Annotated in this window: 19 protein-coding genes; 10 read left to right on the top strand and 9 right to left on the bottom strand. The window is 69.0% G+C overall.

All coding sequences use genetic code 11. The features are described from left to right. Nucleotides 1-35: 35 nt before the first annotated feature. From CGR01S_RS08865 to CGR01S_RS08845, 5 genes are read left to right on the top strand one after another with little or no spacing between them, the layout of a single operon-like run. Nucleotides 36-1,838, top strand: a complete 1,803-nt coding sequence (locus tag CGR01S_RS08865; RefSeq protein ID WP_042425824.1) for an NAD(P)H-dependent oxidoreductase subunit E — start codon at nucleotides 36-38, stop codon at nucleotides 1,836-1,838. After that, nucleotides 1,835-2,554, top strand: coding sequence for a 2Fe-2S iron-sulfur cluster-binding protein (locus tag CGR01S_RS08860; protein WP_042425431.1), 720 nt, complete (start codon nucleotides 1,835-1,837; stop codon nucleotides 2,552-2,554). The genes CGR01S_RS08865 and CGR01S_RS08860 overlap by 4 nt, the downstream gene beginning before the upstream one ends. After that, on the top strand, nucleotides 2,541-3,098 hold the full coding sequence (locus tag CGR01S_RS08855) for an NADH-quinone oxidoreductase subunit B family protein (RefSeq protein ID WP_042425428.1): 558 nt from the start codon (nucleotides 2,541-2,543) through the stop codon (nucleotides 3,096-3,098). Before CGR01S_RS08860 ends, CGR01S_RS08855 begins: the two co-directional genes overlap by 14 nt. After that, a complete protein-coding gene (locus tag CGR01S_RS08850; RefSeq protein WP_042425424.1) occupies nucleotides 3,098-4,615 on the top strand; it encodes a Ni/Fe hydrogenase subunit alpha in 1,518 nt (505 codons plus the stop codon). The genes CGR01S_RS08855 and CGR01S_RS08850 overlap by 1 nt, the downstream gene beginning before the upstream one ends. Beyond that, on the top strand, nucleotides 4,615-5,181 hold the full coding sequence (locus CGR01S_RS08845) for a hydrogenase maturation protease (RefSeq protein ID WP_052382529.1): 567 nt from the start codon (nucleotides 4,615-4,617) through the stop codon (nucleotides 5,179-5,181). Before CGR01S_RS08850 ends, CGR01S_RS08845 begins: the two co-directional genes overlap by 1 nt. On the opposite strand, the gene CGR01S_RS16160 is transcribed toward CGR01S_RS08845, so the two are convergent. The 3 genes from CGR01S_RS16160 to CGR01S_RS16155 are packed head-to-tail and all read right to left on the bottom strand — an operon-like array spanning nucleotide 5,105 to nucleotide 10,409. Continuing rightward, nucleotides 5,105-7,846 (bottom strand): two-component system response regulator, encoded by a 2,742-nt coding sequence (locus CGR01S_RS16160; RefSeq protein WP_052382528.1) that lies wholly within the window; start codon nucleotides 7,844-7,846, stop codon nucleotides 5,105-5,107. The genes CGR01S_RS08845 and CGR01S_RS16160 overlap by 77 nt on opposite strands. Then, nucleotides 7,846-8,220, bottom strand: a complete 375-nt coding sequence (locus CGR01S_RS08835; protein WP_042425422.1) for a response regulator — start codon at nucleotides 8,218-8,220, stop codon at nucleotides 7,846-7,848. The genes CGR01S_RS16160 and CGR01S_RS08835 overlap by 1 nt, the downstream gene beginning before the upstream one ends. Beyond that, on the bottom strand, nucleotides 8,217-10,409 hold the full coding sequence (locus CGR01S_RS16155; protein WP_052382527.1) for an ATP-binding protein: 2,193 nt from the start codon (nucleotides 10,407-10,409) through the stop codon (nucleotides 8,217-8,219). Before CGR01S_RS16155 ends, CGR01S_RS08835 begins: the two co-directional genes overlap by 4 nt. A 322-nt stretch (nucleotides 10,410-10,731) precedes the next feature. Here CGR01S_RS16155 and CGR01S_RS08820 point away from each other — a divergent pair, with 322 nt between their 5' ends. The 5 genes from CGR01S_RS08820 (at nucleotide 10,732) to CGR01S_RS08800 (ending at nucleotide 16,580) form a co-directional block, all read left to right on the top strand. Further along, on the top strand, nucleotides 10,732-12,564 hold the full coding sequence (locus CGR01S_RS08820) for an FAD-dependent oxidoreductase (RefSeq protein ID WP_042425420.1): 1,833 nt from the start codon (nucleotides 10,732-10,734) through the stop codon (nucleotides 12,562-12,564). After that, nucleotides 12,561-14,393: a 2-oxoacid:acceptor oxidoreductase subunit alpha gene (locus tag CGR01S_RS08815; protein ID WP_042425417.1), complete on the top strand. Its 1,833-nt coding sequence runs from the start codon at nucleotides 12,561-12,563 to the stop codon at nucleotides 14,391-14,393. Before CGR01S_RS08820 ends, CGR01S_RS08815 begins: the two co-directional genes overlap by 4 nt. Next, nucleotides 14,390-15,445 carry a 2-oxoacid:ferredoxin oxidoreductase subunit beta gene (locus CGR01S_RS08810; protein ID WP_042425413.1) on the top strand — a complete coding sequence of 352 codons (1,056 nt, stop codon included), beginning with the start codon at nucleotides 14,390-14,392 and terminating at the stop codon, nucleotides 15,443-15,445. Before CGR01S_RS08815 ends, CGR01S_RS08810 begins: the two co-directional genes overlap by 4 nt. A 27-nt stretch (nucleotides 15,446-15,472) precedes the next feature. After that, nucleotides 15,473-15,916: a CBS domain-containing protein gene (locus CGR01S_RS08805; RefSeq protein WP_042425410.1), complete on the top strand. Its 444-nt coding sequence runs from the start codon at nucleotides 15,473-15,475 to the stop codon at nucleotides 15,914-15,916. Between the two features lie 82 nt (nucleotides 15,917-15,998). Further along, nucleotides 15,999-16,580, top strand: a complete 582-nt coding sequence (locus CGR01S_RS08800) for a response regulator (protein ID WP_042425406.1) — start codon at nucleotides 15,999-16,001, stop codon at nucleotides 16,578-16,580. A gap of 26 nt (nucleotides 16,581-16,606) precedes the next feature. On the opposite strand, the gene CGR01S_RS08795 is transcribed toward CGR01S_RS08800, so the two are convergent. The 6 genes from CGR01S_RS08795 to CGR01S_RS08770 form a co-directional block, all read right to left on the bottom strand. Then, nucleotides 16,607-16,822 (bottom strand): HP1242/YdcH family protein, encoded by a 216-nt coding sequence (locus CGR01S_RS08795; protein WP_042425404.1) that lies wholly within the window; start codon nucleotides 16,820-16,822, stop codon nucleotides 16,607-16,609. Nucleotides 16,823-16,925: 103 nt separating this feature from the next. Continuing rightward, nucleotides 16,926-17,450, bottom strand: a complete 525-nt coding sequence (locus tag CGR01S_RS08790) for a hypothetical protein (protein WP_156967535.1) — start codon at nucleotides 17,448-17,450, stop codon at nucleotides 16,926-16,928. A 53-nt stretch (nucleotides 17,451-17,503) separates the two neighbouring features. Further along, nucleotides 17,504-17,998, bottom strand: a complete 495-nt coding sequence (locus tag CGR01S_RS08785; protein WP_042425397.1) for a hypothetical protein — start codon at nucleotides 17,996-17,998, stop codon at nucleotides 17,504-17,506. Nucleotides 17,999-18,011: 13 nt separating this feature from the next. Next, complete coding sequence (locus CGR01S_RS08780; protein ID WP_042425394.1) at nucleotides 18,012-19,292, bottom strand: sialidase family protein; 1,281 nt, start codon at nucleotides 19,290-19,292, stop codon at nucleotides 18,012-18,014. 72 nt (nucleotides 19,293-19,364) lie between these two features. Then, the gene (locus tag CGR01S_RS08775) at nucleotides 19,365-21,683 is read right to left on the bottom strand and encodes a TonB-dependent receptor (RefSeq protein WP_084690616.1); all 2,319 of its coding nucleotides are present in this window, start codon (nucleotides 21,681-21,683) and stop codon (nucleotides 19,365-19,367) included. Between the two features lie 56 nt (nucleotides 21,684-21,739). Next, entirely contained in the window at nucleotides 21,740-22,153 is a 414-nt protein-coding gene (locus tag CGR01S_RS08770; protein ID WP_042425391.1) for a DUF2946 family protein, read from the bottom strand. Nucleotides 22,154-22,162: the final 9 nt, after the last annotated feature.

Below are 22,162 nucleotides of genomic sequence, written 5' to 3'. Positions count from 1 at the left end.
CTGCAGAACACACCCTATTGCGCCTGCACCACGCCATGCACGCCACCCCTGCCGCAGCCGTCACCCGCGCCTTGCGCCAGCACCGCCACCGGCGCGATGCGCTGGTGCAAATCCTGCGCGCGGTGCAAGAGCATACCGGCTGGCTGCCGCGGCCGGTGCTGGCCCAGGTGGCGCAGGGCCTGGGCCTGACGCCGGCCGTCGTCGAGGGCGTCGCCAGCTTCTACCGCTTTTTCCACCTGCAGCCCGTGGGCCGCTACCACCTGTTGTGGAGCGACCACATCACCGACCGCATGCGCGGCAGCCGCGCCCTGGCGCAGGCCTTGTGCGCGCGCCTGGAGCTAGCCCCAGGCCAGGTGCGTGCCGACGCTCTGGCCAGCGTGGGCACCACTTCCTGCACCGGCCTGGCGGACCAGGGGCCGGCCCTGCTCGTCAACCAGCACCAGGTGCTCACGCGCATGGACGGCGAGCGCGTGCGCCAGTTGGCCGATCTGGTGCTGGGCCAGGTGCCCGTGCCGGACTGGCCGGCCGAGTGGATGCAGGTGGACGACAACATCCAGCGGGCCGATGTGCTGCTGGGCAGTCCGCCCCTGCGGGGCGAGGCCTTGCAGGCCACCGTGGGGCGTGGCGCGCAGGCCACGCTGGACGCGCTGGAGGCCTCGCGGCTGCGCGGGCGCGGCGGCGCGGGCTTTGCCACGGCGCGCAAGTGGGCACTGTGCCGCGCGGCGCCGCTCGCTGCCGGCGCCACGCGCGTGGTGGTATGCAACGCCGACGAGGGCGAGCCCGGCACCTTCAAGGACCGGGTGCTGCTGCAGCGCCAGGCCGATACCGTGTTCGAGGGCATGACCGTCGCGGCCCGCCTGCTCGGCGCGCGCCAGGGCCTGATGTACCTGCGCGGCGAATACCGCTTCCTGCTCGCATCGCTGCAGGCCGTGCTCGCGCGCCGCCGCGCCCGGGGCCTGCTGGGCCGCCACATCCTGGGCTGCGCGGGCTTCGACTTCGACATCGCCATCCATGTGGGCGCGGGCGCCTACGTCTGCGGCGAGGAGAGCGCGCTCATCGAGTCGCTGGAGGGCAAGCGCGGCACGCCGCGCATCCGCCCGCCGTTTCCGGTCGAACAGGGCTACCTGGGGCAGCCCACCATCGTCAACAACGTGGAGACCTTCTGCGCGGCCGCCCGCATCGCCCAGCACGGGGACGCCTGGTGGAGCGCGCGCGGCACGCAGCACAGCAGCGGCACGCGCCTGCACTCCGTGAGCGGCGACTGCGCGCGCCCCGGCATCTACGAGTACCCCCTGGGCGTGTCCGTGGCGCAGGTGCTGCACGACTGCGGCGCGCACGCGACCCAGGCCGTGCAGGTGGGCGGCCCGTCGGGCACCTGCATTGCCGCGCCCGAATTCGACCGCCGCCTGTGCTTTGAAGACCTGCCCACGGCAGGCGCGTTCACGGTGTTCGACCGCTCGCGCGACATGTTCGAGGTGGCGCACAGCTTTGCCCGGTTCTTCGCGCACGAGAGCTGCGGTTTTTGCACCCCGTGCCGCGTGGGCACGCAGCTCGTGCTGCGGCGCATGGACAAGCTCGCCGCCGGCCTGGGCTCCGTCTGGGACCGCGCCGAACTCGACGGCCTGGACGCCCTGATGCAGGGCACCACGCACTGCGGCCTGGGCGCCAGCAGCACGCGCGCGCTGCGCGACACGCTGCAGCGCTTTGGTCCGGCCTACGCCCGGCGCCTGCGCCAGCACAGCTTCGTCCCCGGCTTCGACCTGGATGCCGAACTCGAGAGCGCCCGGCGCGCCACCGGCCGGGACGATGCGCACGCCCACCTGGAGCAGCACGAATGAGCCACTTCCTGCTCGACGGCACCCCCGTGCCCTTTGCCGCGGGCGACACGCTAATGGCCGCGGCCCAGCGCGCGGGCCAGTCCATCGCCCACCTGTGCTGGGATGCACGCCTGGGCCCGAGCGGCGCCTGCCGCCTGTGCACAGTGCGCGTCGATGGCCGCCTGGCCGCCGCCTGCACCACGCATGCGCAGGCCGGCCAGGTGGTCGAGAACCGCACGGCCGAACTCGACGCCCGGCGGCTGCGGCTCACGCAGATGCTGTTCGTCGAGGGCAACCACTTCTGCCCCGGCTGCGAAAAAAGCGGCGACTGCGATCTGCAGGCCACGGCCTACGCCCTGGGCATGGCGGACATGCACTTCGAGCTGCTGGCCCCGCAACGCCCGGTGGACGCCAGCCACCCGGACCTCTGGCTGGACCATAACCGCTGCATTCTGTGCAAGCTGTGCGTGCGCGCCAGCCACGAAGCCGACGGCAAGAATGTGTTTGCCATCGGCGGCTACGGCGCCAGCACGCGGCTGCTGGTCAACGCGCCCAGCGGGCGGCTGGGCGACAGCGCCCTGCAGGCCAGCGACCTGGCGGCACGCATCTGCCCGGTGGGTGCCATCCTGCCCAAGCGGCGCGGCTTTGCCGTGCCCCTGGGGGCACGGCGCTACGACAGCGCAGCGCCACCCGAGGCGCCGGCCAGCGCGTCCGGGGACCGCGATGACGCCCATTGAAGAACCCCGGCGCCTGCGCGTGGCCACGGTCTCGCTGGCGGGCTGTTTCGGCTGCCACATGTCGCTGCTGGACATCGACGAGCGCCTGTTCCCCCTGGCCGAGCGCATGGTGTTCGACCGCTCCCCGTTCACCGACATCAAGGCGCTGGGTCCCTGCGACGTCGGCCTCGTCGAGGGCGGCCTGTGCAATAGCGAGAACGTGCAGGTGCTGCGCCTGTTCCGCGCGCGCTGCAAGGTGCTGGTGGCCGTGGGCGCCTGTGCCATCAACGGCGGCCTGCCGGCGCAGCGCAATGCACTGGACATAGGGCAGATCCTGGTCGAGGTCTATCGCAACCGCCCGGGCCTGGCAGCGGACAGCAGCATGCCCAGCGACCCCGAACTGCCCCTGCCGCTGGCCCAGGTACACGCCCTGCACGAGGTGGTGCATGTAGACCACTACCTGCCGGGCTGCCCGCCCAGCGCGGACGCCATATATGCCTTGCTGTCCGCGCTCATCGAGGGGCGCACGCCGCACGCCGACCCGGCCGAGATCCGTTTCGACTGATGAACGCCCCCATCTCCCCCTCGCCCATCCCGCCTGCCCCCCGGCGCGTGGTCATCGACCCGGTCTCGCGCGTGGAAGGCCATGGCAAGGTCACGCTGCTGCTGGACGCGCACGGCCGCGTGCAGCAGGCGCGCCTGCACATCGTCGAGTTCCGCGGCTTCGAGAGCTTCATCGCCGGGCGCCCCTACTGGGAGGTGCCGGTCATGGTGCAGCGCCTGTGCGGCATCTGCCCGGTCTCGCACCACCTGGCCGCGAGCAAGGCCCTGGACCGGGCCCTGGGCATACGCGCCGTGCCGCCCACGGCCGATGCCGTGCGCCGGCTCATGCACCACGGGCAAATCCTGCAATCGCACGCCCTGCATTTCTTTCACCTCGCCTCGCCCGATCTGCTGCTGGGCTTTGACAGCGACGCCACTCAGCGCCACATCCTCGGCGTGGCCGCGGCGCACCCGGACATCGCGCGCCAGGGCGTGCTGCTGCGCAAGTTCGGCCAGGAGGTGATCCGCATCACCAGCGGCAAGCGGGTGCATGGCACGGGCTCCATCCCCGGTGGGGTGAACCGCCACCCCACGCGCGCCGAACGCGACGCCCTGGCCGCCCAGGTGCCGCAGATGCTGGACTGGTGCGAGCAGGCCGTGGCCCTGATCGCACGCCTGCACGCCCAGGACCCGGAGCTGTATGCGCAGTTCGGCCACGTGCGCTCGCGCTGGATGTCCATCGTGGGCGCGGGCGGTGCGATGGATCTCTACGACGGCCACCTGCGCGTGTGCGAGGCCGACGGCACCGTCCTGCACGACGGCGTGGACGTGCAGGACTACCTGGGCCTGATCGAAGAGGCCGCCGAGCCCTGGACCTACATGAAGTTCCCCTACCTGCGTGCGCTCGGACGCGAGGCCGGCTGGTACCGCGTGGGCCCGCTGGCCCGCATGCACACCTGCAGCCGCATCCCCACGCCGCGCGCCGAACACGCCCGCCAGCGCCTGCTGGCGCACGGCCCGGTGCACGCACTGCTGGCCACGCATTGGGCGCGCATGATCGAGATGCTGCACGCCATGGAGGTGATCGCCGACCTGCTGCAGGACGAGGCCTTGCTCGGCGGTGCGCTGACCGCCCCCCTGCCGCCGCAGCCCGGCGGCGAACGCAGCGGCGTGGGTGTGATCGAGGCGCCGCGCGGCACGCTGATCCACCACTACACGCTCGGCGACGACGACCTGGTGCGCTGGTGCAATCTCATCGTCAGCACCACGCACAACAACCAGGCCATGAACGAGTCGGTACGCGCGGTCGCGCGGACCTATTTCGATGGGCGTGCCATCACCGAGGGCCTGCTCAACCGCATCGAGGTGGCCATCCGCGCCTACGACCCCTGCCTGAGCTGCGCCACCCACGCCCTGGGCCGCATGCCCCTGCAGGTGCAGGTGCTCGATGCTGCGGGGCAGGTGCTCGATGCCGCACTGCGCCATGGCGACGGCCGCACCGAACGCATCGCCCGCCTGCCCGGGCCAGGTACGGCCTGATGCGCCCGCCCCTGCTCGTGCTGGCGGTGGGCAACCCGAGCCGCGGGGACGACGCCCTGGGTCCGGAGCTGCTGCAGCAGCTCGAGGCCTGCGGCCTGCCCGCCCAGGGCGATGTGGAGTTGCTCAGCGACTTCCAGCTCCAGGTGGAGCATGCCCTCGACCTGGCCGACCGCCACGCCGTGCTGTTCGCCGATGCCGCGCACCCGGGCGCGGTGGACGGGGTGGCGCTGTACCCGCTGCTGGCCGCCCTGCAGGCGCCCAGGCACAGCCACGCGCTGTCCGCCCCCGAAGTGCTGCAGGTGGCCCAGAGCCTGGGCCTGGCCCTGCCCGCCGCCTGGCAACTGGCCCTGGAGGGCCAGTGCTTCGCCCTGGGTGCCGGCCTGAGCCCGGCCGCCCGCGAGCACCTGGCCCAGGCCCTGCCGCAGGTACAGGCCTGGGTACAGGCGCGCCGCGCCGAGATGGCGCCCGCGACCGCACGGCCAGAATCGCTCAGGGCGACACCGCCCCCTGCCCCTGGTGCTGGCGGATGCGCTCGTACAGTGCCTGTGCGGGCAGAGGACGGCTGAACAGATAGCCCTGCATCAGGTCGCAGCCGGCCTGGTGCAGAAAGGCGCGCTGCGCAGTCGTCTCGACGCCTTCGGCCACGGTCTGCATGCGCAGGCTGCGCGCCAGGCCGATGATGCTGTGCACGATGGCGGCGCTGTCCTGGTGCTCTATCATGTCCTGGACGAACGAGCGGTCGATCTTGAGCTGGTCGATGGGGAAGCGGCGCAGATAGGCCAGCGAGGAATAGCCGGTGCCGAAATCATCCACCGACAGGTCGACGCCCAGGGCCTTCAAGGCGGCCAGCACGCGCGCGGCCTGGTCGGCGTTCTGCATGACGGTGCTTTCGGTGATCTCCAGCTTGAGCTGGCGCGCCTCCAGCCCGGCCTCCTGCAGCGCCTGCTGCACGCTGGCCACGAGCTGGTCGTCCCGGAACTGCCGTGCCGAGAGGTTCACCGCCACGCGCAGCTCCAGCCCCGCACGCTGCCACTGGCGCGCCTGCTGGCAGGCGGTGCGCAGCACCCACTGGCCGATGGGGACGATGAGTCCCGTCTCCTCGGCCAGGGGGATGAAATCGGCCGGCGAGACCAGGGTGCCGTCATCCATGCGCCAGCGCAGCAGCGCCTCCACATCCGTCACCGCATCGGTGGCCAGATTCAGCAGGGGCTGGTAGTGCAGCAGCAGCTCTCCGCGCTCGAGCGCGTGGCGCAGGCGTGCCTCCATTTCCAGCTTGCGCAGCGCCTGGGTATTCATGTCGGCGGTGTAGAAGCAGAAGGCATTGCGCCCGCTCTCCTTGGCGCGGTACATGGCCGCATCGGCGTTGCGCAGCAGGGTGTCGCAATCGTTGCCGTCGGACGGATACAGACTCACGCCGATGCTCACCGACAGATTGACCTCGCGGTTGTGCAGCGGTATGGGGCGTGCGATGTCGTGCAACAGCCGGTCCGCGCGCAGCATGACCTCCTGCGGCCCGGCCAGGTCGGCCAGGACCACCACGAAGTCGTCCCCACCCATGCGCGCCGCCGTGTCGCGCTCGCGCAATTGGCCTGCCAGGCGCTGCGCCACGACGCGCAGGATGTCGTCGCCAAAGTCGTGTCCCAGGCTGTCGTTGATGCGCTTGAAATGGTCCAGATCCAGGTACAGCACGGCCACCGCCCCTTGGTGGCGCCGCGCAAAGGCGATGGCCAGGTCCGTGCGTTCGCGCAGGCGGTTGCGGTTGGCCAGGCCGGTGAGGTCGTCCTGGTTGCTCTGCCGCTCCAACTGCTCCTCGTAGCGCTTGCGCTCCGTGATGTCGTTGAGAATGCCGACGAAGTGGGTGACCTCGCCCCGCGCATCGCGCACGGGCGCGATCGACAGCTCGTTCCAGAACAGCGAACCGTCCTTGCGGTAATTGCGCAGCGTGGCATGGCCCTCACGCAGCGCGCGCATGGCGCCCGCCAGCTCGTGCACCCCCGATTGGTGGCGGTCGCTGCCCAGCAGCAGGTCGGTGCCCTGCCCGAGCGCCTGCGGGGCAGCGTAGCCCGTGATGCGCTCGAACGCCGGGTTCACATAGATGATGCGCTCGCCTTCGGGCTGGCGCGCGATGATCATGATGCCGTTGGCCGAGGCCGCGACCGCGCTGGCATTGAGGCGGCAGGATTCCTCGCTGGCCCGCAGGCGCTCTTCGGCCTGCCGGCGCAAGGCCTCCTTCTCGAAATTGGACAGGGCGAAACCCACGTCGCTGGCCATCTCGGCTACGAGGTCCTGCAGCTCGCCGTCGAAGAAGCCGGCCTCGCCAGCGAACAGCGTGAAGCTGCCCACCACCCGCGCATCAATGCACAGCGGCAGGCAGGCCCCGGAGCCGAATCCCTGGCGCTGCAATGCGCCATGCAGGTGCGCGAGCGCCGGTTCGGCCAGCAAATCGTTGCACACGAAAGGCACCAGCAGTGCGCACGCATGGTCAAGGATGCTGACGGGCACCGCGTCCCGGTGCTCTGCGCAGGGTGCGGTGCAGTGCGCCACGGGAACCATGCGCCCGGTCTGCCCATCGATCCAGCCCACCCAGGCCATGCGCAGCCCGCCGCGTTCCACGGCCACGCGGCACAGGCGCTCGAAAAGTTCGTCGCGGCCACTGGCATGGACGATGGCCTGGTTGGTTTCGCTCAGCGCTGCATAGAGCCGATTGAGCCGCAGGATGCGCTGCTGCGCGGCATCGAGCTCCTGCAGGCGCCGCTCCAGCTCCAGGCTGCGCTGCTCCAGCTTGTGCACCAGCACCTCGCTGTACATCTTGAGCATGGACGGTTCCGACAGCAGGGGCGTGCGTGCCTCGGGGCTCTGCCGGGCGGCCGTGGCCAGCATGCCGTGCAGGCTTTCCATGAAGGCTTCGGGCTCGGAGGGCTTGACCAGGAAGGCATCGGCCCCCATGTCCAGCGCCAGCCTGCGGTCCTGCGATTCGGTGTAAGTGGCGGTGTAGACCATGAACGGGATGCCGCGCAGCGCCGCATCGGCCTTCCATTCCCGCAGCAGCGAGAAGCCGTCCATGACCGGCATCAGCAGATCGCTGACGACCAGGTCGGGCGCCCGCCTCCGGGCCAGCTCCAGCGCCTGCTGGCCGTGCAGTGCCTCCTGCACCTCGAAGCCATGGCCCTGCAGCAGCATGCGCAGCAGGTAGCGGTTGTCCTCGCGGTCGTCGACGATCAGGGCCAGCATCAGGCGGCTCCTTCGATGTAGCGCTCCACCTCGTCGGCAAAGGTCTGCGGGTCTATGGGTTTTTCGATGTAGCCATTGCAGCCGGCCGCCAGGCAGCGCTCACGGTCACCGGCCATGGCGTACGAGGTGACCGCCACGATGGGGATGCGGCGCAATTGGGGGTCGGCCCGCAGGGCCTGGGCCACGGCATAGCCATCCATGCCGGGCAACTGGATGTCGAGCAGGATCAACACCGGATCGGTCCGGGCCGCCAGGGCCACGCCGGTGGGCCCATCCTCGGCATGCACCATGTCCCAGCCGCGCGATTCAAGCAGGAAATTGGCAAGGTAGCGGTTTTGCGCGTTGTCCTCGATCAGCAAGATGCGTTTGTTCATGCGGCTTCCTTCATGGGTACGGCCTGCAGGGGCAGGGTCACGGTGAAGGTGCTGCCCTGCCCCCAGGTGCTGCGCACTTCTATCGTCCCTCCCATCAGGCCCACCATGCGCTGGCAGATGGTCAGGCCCAGGCCCGTGCCCTCGTGCTTGCGCGCCAGTGTCGAATCCACCTGCCGAAACGGCTGGAACAGCAGGCCCATGTCCTCGGGCTTGATGCCTGGGCCGGTGTCCGAGACACTCAGGCGTACGGCCGCCTGCGGCAGGGGAGCACCCGCAGGCCGGAAATCATCGATCCGTTCGGCGCGCAGTGCAACGGTGCCATGGTCCGTGAACTTGACGGCGTTGCTCAGCAGGTTCAGCAGCACCTGCTCGACCCGGCGCTCATCGCTCACCATCGCCCCCAGGCCAGGCGCAGCGCTGATCTCCAGTGCCAGGTGCTTTTTCTCTGCCAGAGGGGAGATGAGAGCCGTCACCTTCTCGATGGAGCGCGCCAGGTCGAAGGGCGCGCAGCCCACGTGCAGTTCGCCCGCTTCGATCTTGGAAATGTCGAGCACATCGTTGATCAGCGCCAGCAAGTGGCGGGCGCTGTCGCGCACCATGCCCAGTTGCTTGCCCTGCTCGGCGTTCAGCGGCCCGGCCAGACCCTGCAGCAGGATGCCGGTGAAACCGATGATGGAGTTGAGCGGCGTGCGCAGCTCATGGCTCATGGTGGCCAGGAAGGCCGACTTGATGCGGTCGGCGTCTTCCGCACGGTGCATGGCCTGGGCCAGTGCGTGCGTGCGCTCTTTCACCCTTTGTTCCAGTTCCTGGGCATGTTCCTGCGCCTGCTGGTACAGGCGGGCATTCTCGACGGCCAGCCCCACCGGGCCGCACAGGTCGGCCACCAGCCGCAGGCCGGCCGGCGCTGGCGGCTCGGCCTGGCCGGAGGACAGGCACAGTACACCGAGGGTGCGCTCCTGCACCTGCAGCGCGAAGTAGGCATTCCAGCGCGCACCGGCAACGCGCCCGTGGCCAGGAGCAGCGCGCTCCCCCGGGTCGTCGGCACGGACCAGGGCGTGGCGCTTCGCACCCTCCAGCACCTCGCGCAAGGCCGTGCTGCCCTCAGGGCACGAGGACGGCGCTCCCGGCCCCTGGAGCACCCCGGGCAGCGCCTGCTGCCAGGCGCCCGCACGCAGCAGGCCTGAAGCGGTATCGCGCAGGCAGAGCACGCCGGCGTCGAATCCGGACAATGCGAGCGCGCCGCGCGTCGCCTCCTGCAGCACGCCATCGAGGTCACGGCGTGCACCGATGGCACGCAGGGTATCGTTGATGGTCTGCATCTCCTGGTTGCGCTGGCGCAACTCCCGGGTGCGCAGCGCCACCTGGCGCCGCAGCAGCAGCACACCCGCCACCGCGGCCAGCAGAAGGGCCGTGAACGCGACCGAGACCGGCAGCAGCCAGGCCGGCGTCGCCGCACGCACCTCATCGACCGACCAGCGCCGCAGAGACTGGTAATAGAGCGAACCGGAGTCCTTCTTGAGGGCGGAGAGCTGCCGGTCGATCGCCCGGAGCAACTCCGGCCTGCCCTCCAGCGGGGCGGCAAAGTACAGTTTGGACGGGCTGAAGATGATGGCCGTGTCCTCCAGGCCGTAGCGCAGCGCGTTGCGTACGCCGAAAAACCGGTTGGTCACCACGGCATCAGCGCGCCCCTGGGCCACCGCGGCAAAGGCAGCGTCGTAGTCCGGCTGCGGCACCCAGTCCACGACCAGGCTGAAGCTCTCGGCCATTTGCTCGAACTGGCGCTCCTGCACCGAGCCTGCCAGCACTGCCACGCGGCGACCTTCCAGGTCCAGCATCGAGCGCACGCCCGAACCGCGGCGGGCGTAGACCTGGTTCCAGCTCGACAGCACCGGCTCCTGGTGAAATGCGTAGAGTGCCTCGCGCTCCGGGGTGCGTGCCACGTCGGGCATCAGATCGATGTCCCCGCGGGCCAGGCGCTCCAGGCCTTCGGCCCAGGTGCCCGGGACGTACTCAATGGTCCAGCCTTCCCTGGCGGCGATGCCCTCCACCAGGTCCACGAAGATGCCCTCGGCCTTGCCGGCAGCAGACAAGCCCACCTTGGGACTGTTCTGGTAGACGCCCACGCGCACCCTCTCCGCCCCCCAGGCGGGCAGGCCCAGCAGCAGCGCCAGAAGACACAGAGCAAGCATGCGCCCTGCTGCGCCAGCGGCGCGCAAGCCCCTCAAAGCCCGGCATGGAAACTGCATGGCACGGTCCTCCTCGGCGGATGATGGCTCACCTGCTGCTCGTGCGGCAGTGACAGGACATGATACGCGGGCCCCGTGCAGGCTGCGCGGTGCACGCGCGGGCCGGGAGCCTCCATGGAAACACGCATTTACTGATCCGCATCAACATCCGGCGAACCAGCCCGCCGTCCCAGGGATTCACCCGAGGCCGCGCCCGCAGGCGCCGCCCCTAGACTGTTTCTGACCTGCGCCACGGTGGCCGCAGGCCCGTGGACGGGAGATTGCCTTGCAGCCGACCAACACCACCCACCCCGGCTACTACCACAAGGTGGTGGATTGCCAATGGGCCTGCCCGGCGCACACGCCGGTACCGGAATACATCCGCCTCATCGCCCAGGGCCGCTACACCGACGCCTACATGGTCAACTGGGCGGCCAATGTGTTCCCCGGCGTGCTGGGCCGCACCTGCGACCGCCCCTGCGAGCCCGCCTGCCGGCGCGGTCGGGTCGAGCAGAGCAACGGCGCGCACCCCGAGCCCGTGGCCATCTGCCGCTTGAAGCGCGTGGCGGCCGACCACAAAGCCGACGTGCGCGCGCGCATGCCCGCCATCGCGCCACCCAACGGCAGGCGCGTGGCCTGCGTGGGCGCCGGCCCCTCGTCCCTGACCGTGGCGCGCGACCTCGCGCCTCTGGGCTACGCCGTGACCGTGTTCGACGCCGAGGCGCAGGCAGGCGGCTTCATGCGCAGCCAGATCCCGCGCTTTCGCCTGCCGGAATCGGTGATCGACGAGGAAACCGGCTACATCCTCAACATGGGCGTGCAGTTCCAGGGCGGCCAGCGCGTGGCTTCCCTGCGCGACCTGCTCGCGCAGGGCTATGACGCGGTGTTCGTGGGCAGCGGCGCACCGCGCGGGCGCGACCTGGACATCCCCGGGCGGCGCGCAATCGCCGAGAACATCCACATCGGTATCGATTGGCTGGCTGGAGTGTCCTTCGGCCACATCACCCACATTGCGCCGCGCGTCATCGTGCTCGGCGGCGGCAACACAGCCATGGACTGCTGCCGCTCGGCACGCCGCCTGGGCGGCACTGACGTCCAGGTCATCGTGCGCAGCGGCTTTGACGAGATGAAGGCCTCGCCCTGGGAGAAGGAGGACGCGCTGCACGAGGGCATCCCCATCCTCAACTACCACGTGCCCAAGTCCTTCGTGCACGACCAGGGGCGCCTGACGGGCATGACCTTCGAGATCGTGCGCGCCGAGTACGACGCCCAGGGCCGGCGCAGCCTGGTGCCCACGGGCGCGCCCGACGTGCTCGTGCCCTGCGACGTGGTGCTGATCGCCGTGGGCCAGGAAAACGCCTTTCCCTGGATCGAACCGGACCTGGGCATCGCCTTCGACCGCTCGGGCCTGCCGCGGCTCACGGAGGGCAGCTTCCAGTCCACGCTGCCGCAGGTGTTCTTCGGCGGCGACGCCGCCTACGGCCCGAAGAACATCATCACCGCCGTGGCCCAGGGGCACGAGGCGGCCGTGTCCATCGACCGCTTCCTGCGCGGCGAGGACGTGCGCCAGCGCCCCGCGCCGCACACCCACCTGCTCTCGGCCAAGATGGGCATCCACGAGTGGAGTTACGACAACGATGTCTCCCATGACGCGCGCTACAAGGTGCCTTGGGTCCGGGCCGAGCAGGCGCTGGCCAACATCCGCGTGGAGGTGGAGCTGGGCTTTGACGTCGCCACGGCGGTCAAGGAGGCCTCGCGCTGCCTGAATTGCGACGTGCAAACGGTGTTTGACGCCCCTGCCTGCATCGAGTGCGACGGCTGCGTGGACATCTGCCCCATGGACTGCATCACCTTCACGGCCAACGGCGAAGAAGCGGACCTGCGCGACCGGCTCAAGGCGCCGGCGCGCAACCTGGAGCAGGCCCTGCTGGTCTCGCCCCCCCTCAAGACCGGGCGCGTGATGGTCAAGGACGAAGACGTCTGCCTGCACTGCGGCCTGTGCGCCGAGCGCTGCCCCACCGGTGCCTGGGACATGCAGATCTTTCGCCTGGTCCCCGCCCATGCGGGAGCCGCCTGCCACGATCCCCAGTCCCACCCCTGCTCGCGGGAGGCCGCATGAAGCGCATCCACGCCGTCAACGACTTCGTCATCAAGTTCGCCAACGTCAACGGCTCGGGGTCGGCATCGGCCAACGAGCTGTTTGCCAAGGCCATTCTGCGCATGGGCGTGCCGGTGAGCCCACGCAATATCTTCCCCAGCAATATCCAGGGCCTGCCCACTTGGTACGAGGCCCGGGTGTGTGCCAAAGGCTATCTCGGGCGGCGCGGCGGCGTGGACATGATGGTCGCCATGAACCCCCAGACCTGGGACGCCGACGTGGCCGAGATTGCGCCGGGCGGCTACCTGTTCTACGACAGCACCCGCCACCTGCCCGCAAACGGGCTCCGGGACGACGTCGAAGTCATCGGCATGCCGCTGACCGAGATCAGCAACCAGACCTACACCGACCCGCGCCAACGGCAATTGTTCAAGAACATCATCTACGTGGGGGCGCTCTCGGTGCTGCTCGACGTGGAGGCCGAAGTCTTCGAAGCCCTGTTTGCCGAACAGTACCGCGGCAAGGAAATGCTGCTGGACGCCAACCTGCGCGCCCTGCACCTGGGGCGCGACCATGCCCGTGCGCACCTGCCCTGGCCCCTGGGCATTCGCGTGCAGCGTGCCGACCACGTCGGTGACCGCATCTTCACGGACGGCAACAGCGCCGCAGCCCTGGGCTGCCTGTATGGCGGCGCCACTGTGGCGGCGTGGTACCCGATCACGCCTTCGTCCTCCATCCCCGAGGCCTTCCAGAAATACTGCCGCCAGTACCGCGTAGACCCGCAGACCGGGCAGCACCGCTACGCCATCGTGCAGGCGGAAGACGAACTCGCCTCCATCGGCATGGTCGTGGGTGCGGGCTGGAACGGCGCACGCGCCTTCACGGCCACCTCGGGGCCCGGCATTTCGCTGATGACCGAATTCATCGGCCTGGCCTACTTTGCCGAGATCCCGGTCACCATCATCAACGTGCAGCGCGGCGGGCCCTCCACGGGCATGCCCACGCGCACGCAGCAGTCCGACCTGCTCGCCTGCGCCTATGCCTCGCACGGAGACACCAAGCACGTGCTGCTGCTGCCCGAGGACCCGCACGAATGCTTTGAACACGCGGCCACGGCGCTGGACCTGGCCGACCGCCTGCAAACCCCCGTGTTCGTGATGACCGACCTGGACATCGGCATGAACCAGCGCCTGTGCGCTCCCTTTGCGTGGGACGATGCCCGCCGCCATGACCGCGGCAAGGTCATGACGGCCCAGGAGCTGGAAGCGGGCAAGGATTTCGGCCGCTACAAGGACGTGGACGGCGACGGCATCCCCTGGCGCACCTACCCGGGCACCCACCCCACCAAGGGAAGCTTCTTCACGCGCGGCACCACGCGCGACCCCTATGCCCGCTACTCCGAGCGCGGTGGCGATTACATCTACAACATGGAGCGGCTGGAGCGCAAATTCCGCACGGCCGCAGACCTCGTGCCCCGGCCGGTGCTGCGCGCGGCCGCACGGCCCACGCCGCGGGGCGTGATCTATTTCGGCTCCACCAGCCCGGCCATGCAGGAAGCGCTGGACGTGCTCGCAGAAAACGGCATCCACCTGGACGCGCTGCGCCTGCGTGCCTTCCCGTTTGCCGACGCAGTGGCGGATTTCATCGCCGCACACGAACAGGTGTTCGTCGTCGAGCAGAACCGTGACGCCCAGATGCGCCGCATGCTGATCAATGAACTGGAGATCGATCCCGCACGCCTGATCAAGCTGCTGCATTACGACGGCACGCCCATCACGGCGCGCTTCATCACCCAGGCCATCCAGAACCACCTGCAGGGCGCCCCCGTGGCGTGCAAGGAAGCCGCATGACCTACCTCGCCAAGCCCCGCCTGCACCATCCTTCGCTCACGCGCAACCAGGTGGGCTACACCCGGCGCGACTACGAAGGCCGCATCTCCACACTGTGCGCGGGCTGCGGGCACGACTCCATTTCAGCCGCCATCATCCAGGCCTGCTGGGAGCTCGACATCGAGCCGCACCGCGTGGCCAAGCTCTCGGGCATAGGCTGCAGTTCCAAGACACCGGACTATTTTCTCGGTGCCGCGCACGGCTTCAATACCGTCCACGGGCGCATGCCCTCGGTGCTGACGGGCGCCAACCTGGCCAACCGCGACCTGCTGTACCTGGGCGTTTCGGGCGACGGCGATTCGGCCTCCATCGGCCTGGGGCAGTTCGCCAATGCCATGCGCCGTGGCGTGCGCATGGCCTACATCGTCGAGAACAACGGCGTCTATGGCCTCACCAAAGGCCAGTTCTCGGCCACGGCAGACCGGGGCTCACGCAGCAAGAAGGGCGTGATCAACAACGACAGCCCCGTGGACCTGGTGGCCCTGGCACTGCAACTGGGTGCCACCTATGTGGCACGCAGCTTCTCGGGCGACAAGGAGCAGCTCGTCCCGCTCATCAAGGGCGCCCTGGGCCATGGCGGGGCGGCATTCATCGACGTCATCAGCCCCTGCGTGACCTTCAACAACCACGCCGGCAGCACCAAGAGCTACGACTATGTGCGCCAGCACAACGAGGCCGTGAGCCGCATCGACTTTCTGCCCCCGCACAGCGAGATCACGGCCCGGTACGCCCCGGGCGAAGCCATCGACGTACCGCAGCACGATGGCAGCGTGCTGCGCCTGCGCAAGCTGCACGCCGGCTACGACCCCACCGATCGCCACGCCGCACTCAGTCACCTCAACACCCAGCAGGCGCGGGGCGAAATCGTCACCGGGCTGCTGTACGTCGATCCGGTCGCGACGGACCTGCACGGCGCGCTCAACACCTGCAGCATGCCCCTCAACCAACTGGACGAGCGCGCACTGTGCCCCGGCGCCGAGGCCCTGCAGAAGATCAACGCCGCGCTGCGCTGAGACCACGCACCTCCCCGGAGCCGCACCATGGCCGCACGCACCGTCCTCCAGTCGATCACCCAGCGCCATCTGGTCAGCCTGGGGCCGCAGGCCAGCGTGCGCGACGCAGCGCGTGCCATGGCAGGTGCCCAGTGCGGCAGCGTGCTCATCCTCGATACGGCCAGCGGCACGCTTCTGGGCATACTCACCGAACGCGATCTCATGGTGCGGGTACTGGCGCGCGACCTCGACCCGCAGACCACCCGCACCGAACAGGTCATGACGCCCGCGCCCCGGACGGTGCCACCGGACACCCCCGTGGCGCAGGCCGTGCTGACCATGCTGGAGCAGGGCTTCCGGCACCTGCCCATCGTGTCGGCGGCAGGCACCATCCTTGGCGTGCTCTCGATGCGCGATGCCTTGCCGCGCGAAATCGGCGACGCCGTGAGCCTGGCGGAATTCAATGACCAGGTGAACGACGCCCTGGGGTGATCTGCTGGCCGGGGGGCGGTGCCGTATCTGGGATACTTGCACCCTGCAGAACAGACGCCCCGCAGGAAGCGAGACACGCACCATGAGCATCTTCGACCGGTTTTTGGGCGGCGCACGCAAGCCGGCAGCCCGGCCCGAGCCCAGCCCGGCGCAGGCAGCCGCCCCTGCGGAGCGGCGCAAGCGTACGCGCGTCAATGCGCGCCCGGGGACCAAGGCGCTGATCATTGACGACTCACCGACGGTCGTCGCTGCGCTGCGCAAGGTGCTGCGCTCGGCGGGCTACGAAACCCGCGAAGCCCTCGACGCCGAACATGGCCTGACCCTGATCGCTCAGGAACCGCCGGAGCTGATCTTTCTCGACATCATCCTGCCAGGCATGAACGGCTTCAACGCGCTGCGCATGATCCGCAAGACTCCGGCCACGCAGCACATCCCGGTGATCATGATCAGTGGCAACGAACACGCCACCGAGCAGTTCTATGCCAACCGCATCGGCGCAGACGACTTCATGAAAAAGCCTTTCTCGCGCCACGAAATCTTTGCCCGCATCGAGACCTTGCTCGACGCGCAGTTCGTGCCCCGGCGCAGAAGCGACACGGGGGCGGCGCCTGCACCAGGGCCAACCGCGCCGCTAGCGGCAGCGGCCACCCCGCCCGTGCCATAGGCGCGCACGGACGGACGTCCCTGGGCTCAGGCAGCTGCCTTTTTCAGGATCACGTAGATCTGGTCCTTGAGAGCGAGTTTTTCCTTTTTCAGCGTTTCGATCTGCTCGTGCGTGGCAGGGCTGATCTGCGATTCCATGTTCTTGATCTTCTGGTCGAGCTCGTTGTGCTGGTCGAACAGGCGCAAAAAATGCCGGTCGGTCGTCTTGAGCTGGGTGATCAGGTCACGGTATTCAGGAAACATGCTGTGCCTTTGGAGAAGAAGGAATACAGGATCTGCAGACCACAGTCCCTGCGCCCGAAACTACTGTACCGCGCTTTTTTGGGGCATACCAATGCCCCGGCGCTCAACTCAGCCACTGGCGCAGCACCTCGGCGGGCGGCGTGCCGTGGATCTGGCGCGCCGAACCATCGCGCCCCAGGAGCACCACATAGGGCAAGGCGGACGGCCACTGCGCACTGATGCTGCGCCGTATCTCCGCCTCGGGTCCGCTGAAGCCATACATGCGCGTCGCTCCGATGTAGAAGCGTGCGTGCGCCAGCGCCTCCACGCCGTGCACATCCATGAGCACGATGACCAGTTCCGCGATCTTGCGCGAACCCCGGATGTACGCAAACAGTGCGTCGAATGCCTCCGTGCATGCGGCGCAATTCGTGGTGGCAAAAATATAGGCCGCCGGGCGCGGTCCCTGCTCCACCAGTCGCTGCCAGGTGTGGGTGTCGAATGGCGCCACGGAATTGAGCGTGACCTGGGGGCGGCTCATCTGCGCCAGGGTCTCTCCCGTCCAGGCCGCCAGCGCCCAGGCGCTGGCGGCGGCCAGCACCCGGCGCCGCGCCGGTATACGAGCCAGAAATTCGGAATGGCTGGGCATGGTCGTTGTTCTCCTTACGCTGGATTCTGCCCTCCCCGGTGTACCGGGCCGCTTCAGGGCAGCCACTTTCTCAGCACGGCCTCCTCCGGCGCGCCAATGCTGCGCTGCACCGAGCCATCACGCCCCAGCAGCACGATATAGGGCGTCACGTTGGGCCACTTCGGGTCCACGCTCTGGCGGATAGCGGGCTCGAAGCCATGGAATGCATAGAGCCGGGTGGCCCCCGCGTAGTGGCGCGCATGTGCCAGGGCCTTCGCTCCTTCCACGTCCATCAGCACCACCCCCAGCTCCACCGGCCGGCGTGCCTCCGTGACGAAGGCGCGCAGCTTCTCGAAGGCATCGGGGCAATTGGGGCAGTACGAGGCCGTGAACACGTAGGCTGCCGGTCGGGGGCCTTTTTCCACCAGTCGCGCCCAGGTCGCCTCGTCGAAGTCCACGATGGAATGCAGGGCACGCTGCCTTCCGGCCGGCTGCGCCAGCACGGGCTGCGCGCATACCGCCCACGCCAGCGCCGCCACCGAGGCCGCCAGCACCCTGCGGCGCCCCATGGACCGCTGCGATCTAAAAATCGAGTTCATGGACTTTCACCCCTTCCACATTGCGCCAGACCACCACCATGCGCTGGTCCTTCTGTACCAGGCGCGGAAAATCATTGTCCCCTTGCACGGTACCGAGGGTACGCAGCTGGAACGTCTGCCCTCCGTCGGTGGACAGCCAGGCCTTGAGTGTGCTGGTCATGCCGTCGGTGCTGCGCCACACCACGGCGACGCGCTGCCCCTGCGCCGCCACATCGGCATGCTCGGCGCGCTCGTCGGGCAGCATGCGCACCGTGTCGGGCCTGGGCGTGCCATCCGGCTGGAGCCGACCATAGCGCACGCCCGGCACCTTCTCCTCGCCCTGTTGGCGGATGCCGAACCAGACGGCGTGGAAGCCGTCCTCGGCCCCCGCCAGGCCGGGCCCGTGGTGGGGACAGGCGTCCACGCGCCAGTCGTCGTAGGTGGCGCGCACGGGCTCCGCGGAGGCATCGGCGCGCAGCACGGCAATGGCATGGTCGCGCACATTGGGCAGGAACACGTGGCGCCACAGGGCGCGCAGGTCGCCATCGGCGCCCCGGCCCAAGGCGATGCGGCAGCATTCGCAGGAATGGTCGGCCACCTTGATGTCTGGTCCGAAGGTGGCACCGCCGTCACTGGAGGTATTGCGGTAGATGGCTGCACCACGGTAGCTGGACTTGTTGCCCACCTTGGGCGCGGCCTCCAGGTCACGCTTGTCAATCCAGACCGTGTGCAGCACGCCCCGTGCGTCGAAGCCCAGTGACTCGAACCGATGGGTGATGACCTGCCGGTCGGCATGCACCGTGACTGGAGCGGCGAACGTTCGTCCGCCGTCGGTCGAGCGCAACAGGCGCACCTGGCCCGTATTGGGCTTGGCCAGTGGCTGGGTATAGGCGATGAGCACCGTGCCCTGCGGTCCGAAAACGAGCTTGGGACGGTTTTCGCCATCAGCAGAGATCGGATCACCGCCGGTGTCCAGCAGGCGCGGCGCCGACCACCGTGCACCGGCCTCGCCCAGCGCTGCCGCCTGGACGAACAGCCGACCCTGGGGATCGACGCCCACCATCCACAGCGCGCCATCGGGCGCGAATGCCACACCGGTTCCCAGTTGCGGCCGGCCTTTGCGTACGGCGGCGGGGGATTTGGCTGGCGCGGCATGGGCGCCATGCCCCCCCTTGACCGGCGCATCGTGAACCTGCTGCGCCGAGGCAGCGGCGCAGCTCAGTGCCAGGGCCGTGCCCAGCGCCAGCAAGGCCCGCAGGGGGGTGTTTCCTTGGAAAGATGTCATTGGCTTCCTCGTTGATGAAGCGGCGCTCCACCACCGCCTCGGCTTTTCCGAGGGGAGGTGGGGCACCAGGGCTCACTTCATGCTGTAACGCAACTCCGTCTGCACCGAACGTTGTGGCAGGCTATGCGCCTGCCACGCCTTCTGGTTGGTGACGTTGTTGACACCCAGGCTCCACTCCCAATGGCGCGCGAACTTCCATACGGCCTTGAGGTCGATCTGGCTGAGCCGAGACGTGCCGCCATAGGTATCGGGGTTCGTGTCCAGATTCAGCTCGGTGTTGTACATGCGGCCACCGTAGCGCCAGGCGGCGCCGAACAACCACTCGGCATTGGGCCGGTAGCTGGCCTGCACGGCATAGCGCTGCTTGGGAATGCGCAGCCACTGTTTGCCCACCTGCGCCGGGTTGGCCGCGTTGGCCTTGACCACGGCGTCGGTCCAGGTGGCGCTGCCGCCGATGTCCAGGCCCTTGATGCCTACATCACGGGCCTGCCAGACCAGCTCGATGCCCTGGGTCAGCACGCGGTCCACGTTGCTCACGCGGGTGACCGAGGGCGTGACCGTGCTGTCGGTCTGGCGCAGGATGGTGTCCTTCACGTCATCGCGGAAGTAGCTGGCGCGCAGCCAGTGTTCACCCCAGAACTTCTCCACCGCCAGCTCCAGCGCATTGGCCACCTCGGGGCGCAGATTCGGGTCGCTGGTGGTGATGCTGCTGCCCGTGCGCGTGCCGTTGAACAGCTCGTCCACGTTGGGGAAGCGCACGCCGCGCCCATAGCTGGCGCGCAGCAGCAGTTCGTCGACGGCGCTCCAGGCCAGCGACAGCTTGGGGCTGGTGGCGTGCAGCGTGCGCCGGGGGAAGCTCACCTGGGCCACGGGCGGTCCGGCGAAATACTGCGAACCGTCCGACGCCTCGAACGTCTCGAAGCGCAGGCCCGAGGTCAGCACCAGGTCGGGCGTGAGCTTCCAGGCATCCTGGCCGTAGAGCGCGGTGATGGTCGTGGTGCCGTAGTAGCTCTGGTTGAGCGTGGTCTCGGTGGTGCGCCAGTCGCTGGCGTTGTTCACGATATTGTCCAGCTGGTACTGGTTGCGGTGCAGGCCGAACACCAGCGCATGGCGGCCGCCACCCCAGTCCCCGGCGGTGGGGGTGTAGGTCGACTGCAGCTCCAGCGTGTTCCAGCCCGTGCCGTCGCGCCGCGTGACGGTGCCCGCGCCGCCCAGCGCGGCCAGCGGCGGCGCCGTGCTGGCCTGGCGATCGGCGTCCCGGAGCATCTGGTACTGCGTCAGCATCACCGAGGCATTCCAGCCCGTGGCGTTGCGCGTCTTCCAGGTGGCGCCGAGCTGGCGGTGCAGCTCGTCGCGCTGGCTGGGCGCGAACGCGTTGGCGGGCAGGGTGAAGCTGTTCGTGCCATCGTTCACCACGCCGCTCCAGACCGGCTTGCCCGTGGCGTCGCGCAGGTAGGTCATGGTGCGCACGGTGCTGTCGCTGCGCCAGAAGGACACCCGGCCCTCGATCTCCTGCGTCGCCGAGATGTCGTAGCCCAGGCGCAGGTTCACCGTGTCCTGCACGCTGTGGTCGATGCCGGTGGCACCGAAGATCGCCCGGTCGCGCCCCTGCGGGTCGCGGTCGTACTGGATGCCCGAGACACGCGTGCCCGCGACGGGCTTGAAGCCGCCCGCCGTCACGCCGCGCACGGCGTTGGCGTATCCCATGGGGTGGCCCTGGCTGTCCTGATGCTGCACGCCCAGGGCATACCAGAGCCCGGAGTCCAGGCGCGAGGCGATGCGCGCCGACAGCTGCTTGCTGCCAAAGGACTCGTCCGTGCCGTACTCATCGAACGACTGCCGGTTGTACTTGATGCCGGCCGACAGCTCCAGCCCCTTGGGCTTGCGCTCGGTCACCACCATGGTGGTGCCGATGGAGTTGCCCGGGTAGATGGCCGAGAACGGGCCGTAAAGGGCATCGACACGCTCGATGGCCTCGACGTTGATCATGTTCCAGCGCGGCGCGTCGAAGCGCCCCAGGAAGTTCGAGATCAGGTAGCCGTCGAGGTACACCAGCGCGCGGCCCGGCTGCAGCGTGCCGAAGCTGCGCCCGCCCACGTTGGCGTTGCGGTCGCCGAGGTAGCGCTTGCGGATGGTGGTGCTGGGCAGCAGGGCGGCGGCATCCTCGGGGTTGAAGACGTTCTGCTCTTCGAGCTCGCGCGCCGTCTTGCTGGCGGTGCTGTTGGGCAGGTTGGGATCGAGCTGCGAGCGCGTCTCGGTGACGCTGATGGCTTGCAGCTGGGCATCGGTGGCGATGCCCTGGGCCAGAGCGATGCTGGGTATCAGGGCCAGGGCCGCGGCAAGGGGGCGCAGGCGCAAGGCAGCGCCCGACAAATGACGGTGGTTCCGCACAAAAACTCCATAAGTATGAAATTGGCATCCAACGCCCGCAAACAGGGCGCCAGGCGCTATGAATTCAATAGCTTAGGAATCAGCGGAGGCCCCCGGGGCGGTGGCGCAAGGGCCGCGAACGCGAGACGGAAAAAGGGCAGCCGTGCCACCGGCGCGGGCTGCGCACTGGGTGACACCCGCCACCCGGCCTCGACCACCGGGACGGGAAACAGGGGGCCCACGCTCCACAGGCACCACGGGCACTCCATGGACAGCATGGCGGCATCCTGCCCGGACGCTGCCGCCCCATCGCCATGCGCATCCACCCAGGCCATGCCGGTGCTGGTGCAGACCTCCATCGCGGCGGCGGTCTTGTCGCCTGCCAGCGCGTGCGAGATCGCAGGCATGACGGCGCCCAGCACGGCGAGCAGCACGGTCAACCAGACCCACCGGGCGTGGCGCAAGGTTGCAAAGGCGGGCTGCGAGGTCATGGCAGAGGG

Source organism: Comamonas granuli NBRC 101663, assembly GCF_000739995.1.
In the GTDB taxonomy this organism is placed as follows: Bacteria; Pseudomonadota; Gammaproteobacteria; order Burkholderiales; family Burkholderiaceae_C; genus Simplicispira; species Simplicispira granuli.
Note: the sequence above shows the minus strand (reverse complement) of the source record. Positions and strands in the feature narration are given on the sequence as shown.

Coding starts and splice junctions, on each gene's coding strand:
- CGR01S_RS08795 (WP_042425404.1), bottom strand. CDS start 16,822: ATGTTTCCTGAATACCGTGACCTGATCACCCAGCTCAAGACGACCGAC.
- CGR01S_RS08800 (WP_042425406.1), top strand. CDS start 15,999: ATGAGCATCTTCGACCGGTTTTTGGGCGGCGCACGCAAGCCGGCAGCC.
- CGR01S_RS08835 (WP_042425422.1), bottom strand. CDS start 8,220: ATGAACAAACGCATCTTGCTGATCGAGGACAACGCGCAAAACCGCTAC.
- CGR01S_RS16160 (WP_052382528.1), bottom strand. CDS start 7,846: ATGCTGGCCCTGATCGTCGACGACCGCGAGGACAACCGCTACCTGCTG.
- CGR01S_RS08865 (WP_042425824.1), top strand. CDS start 36: ATGCACGCCACCCCTGCCGCAGCCGTCACCCGCGCCTTGCGCCAGCAC.
- CGR01S_RS08785 (WP_042425397.1), bottom strand. CDS start 17,998: ATGGGGCGCCGCAGGGTGCTGGCGGCCTCGGTGGCGGCGCTGGCGTGG.
- CGR01S_RS08860 (WP_042425431.1), top strand. CDS start 1,835: ATGAGCCACTTCCTGCTCGACGGCACCCCCGTGCCCTTTGCCGCGGGC.
- CGR01S_RS08780 (WP_042425394.1), bottom strand. CDS start 19,292: ATGACATCTTTCCAAGGAAACACCCCCCTGCGGGCCTTGCTGGCGCTG.
- CGR01S_RS08815 (WP_042425417.1), top strand. CDS start 12,561: ATGAAGCGCATCCACGCCGTCAACGACTTCGTCATCAAGTTCGCCAAC.
- CGR01S_RS08810 (WP_042425413.1), top strand. CDS start 14,390: ATGACCTACCTCGCCAAGCCCCGCCTGCACCATCCTTCGCTCACGCGC.
- CGR01S_RS08855 (WP_042425428.1), top strand. CDS start 2,541: ATGACGCCCATTGAAGAACCCCGGCGCCTGCGCGTGGCCACGGTCTCG.
- CGR01S_RS16155 (WP_052382527.1), bottom strand. CDS start 10,409: ATGCTTGCTCTGTGTCTTCTGGCGCTGCTGCTGGGCCTGCCCGCCTGG.
- CGR01S_RS08790 (WP_156967535.1), bottom strand. CDS start 17,450: ATGCCCAGCCATTCCGAATTTCTGGCTCGTATACCGGCGCGGCGCCGG.
- CGR01S_RS08805 (WP_042425410.1), top strand. CDS start 15,473: ATGGCCGCACGCACCGTCCTCCAGTCGATCACCCAGCGCCATCTGGTC.
- CGR01S_RS08770 (WP_042425391.1), bottom strand. CDS start 22,153: ATGACCTCGCAGCCCGCCTTTGCAACCTTGCGCCACGCCCGGTGGGTC.
- CGR01S_RS08850 (WP_042425424.1), top strand. CDS start 3,098: ATGAACGCCCCCATCTCCCCCTCGCCCATCCCGCCTGCCCCCCGGCGC.
- CGR01S_RS08845 (WP_052382529.1), top strand. CDS start 4,615: ATGCGCCCGCCCCTGCTCGTGCTGGCGGTGGGCAACCCGAGCCGCGGG.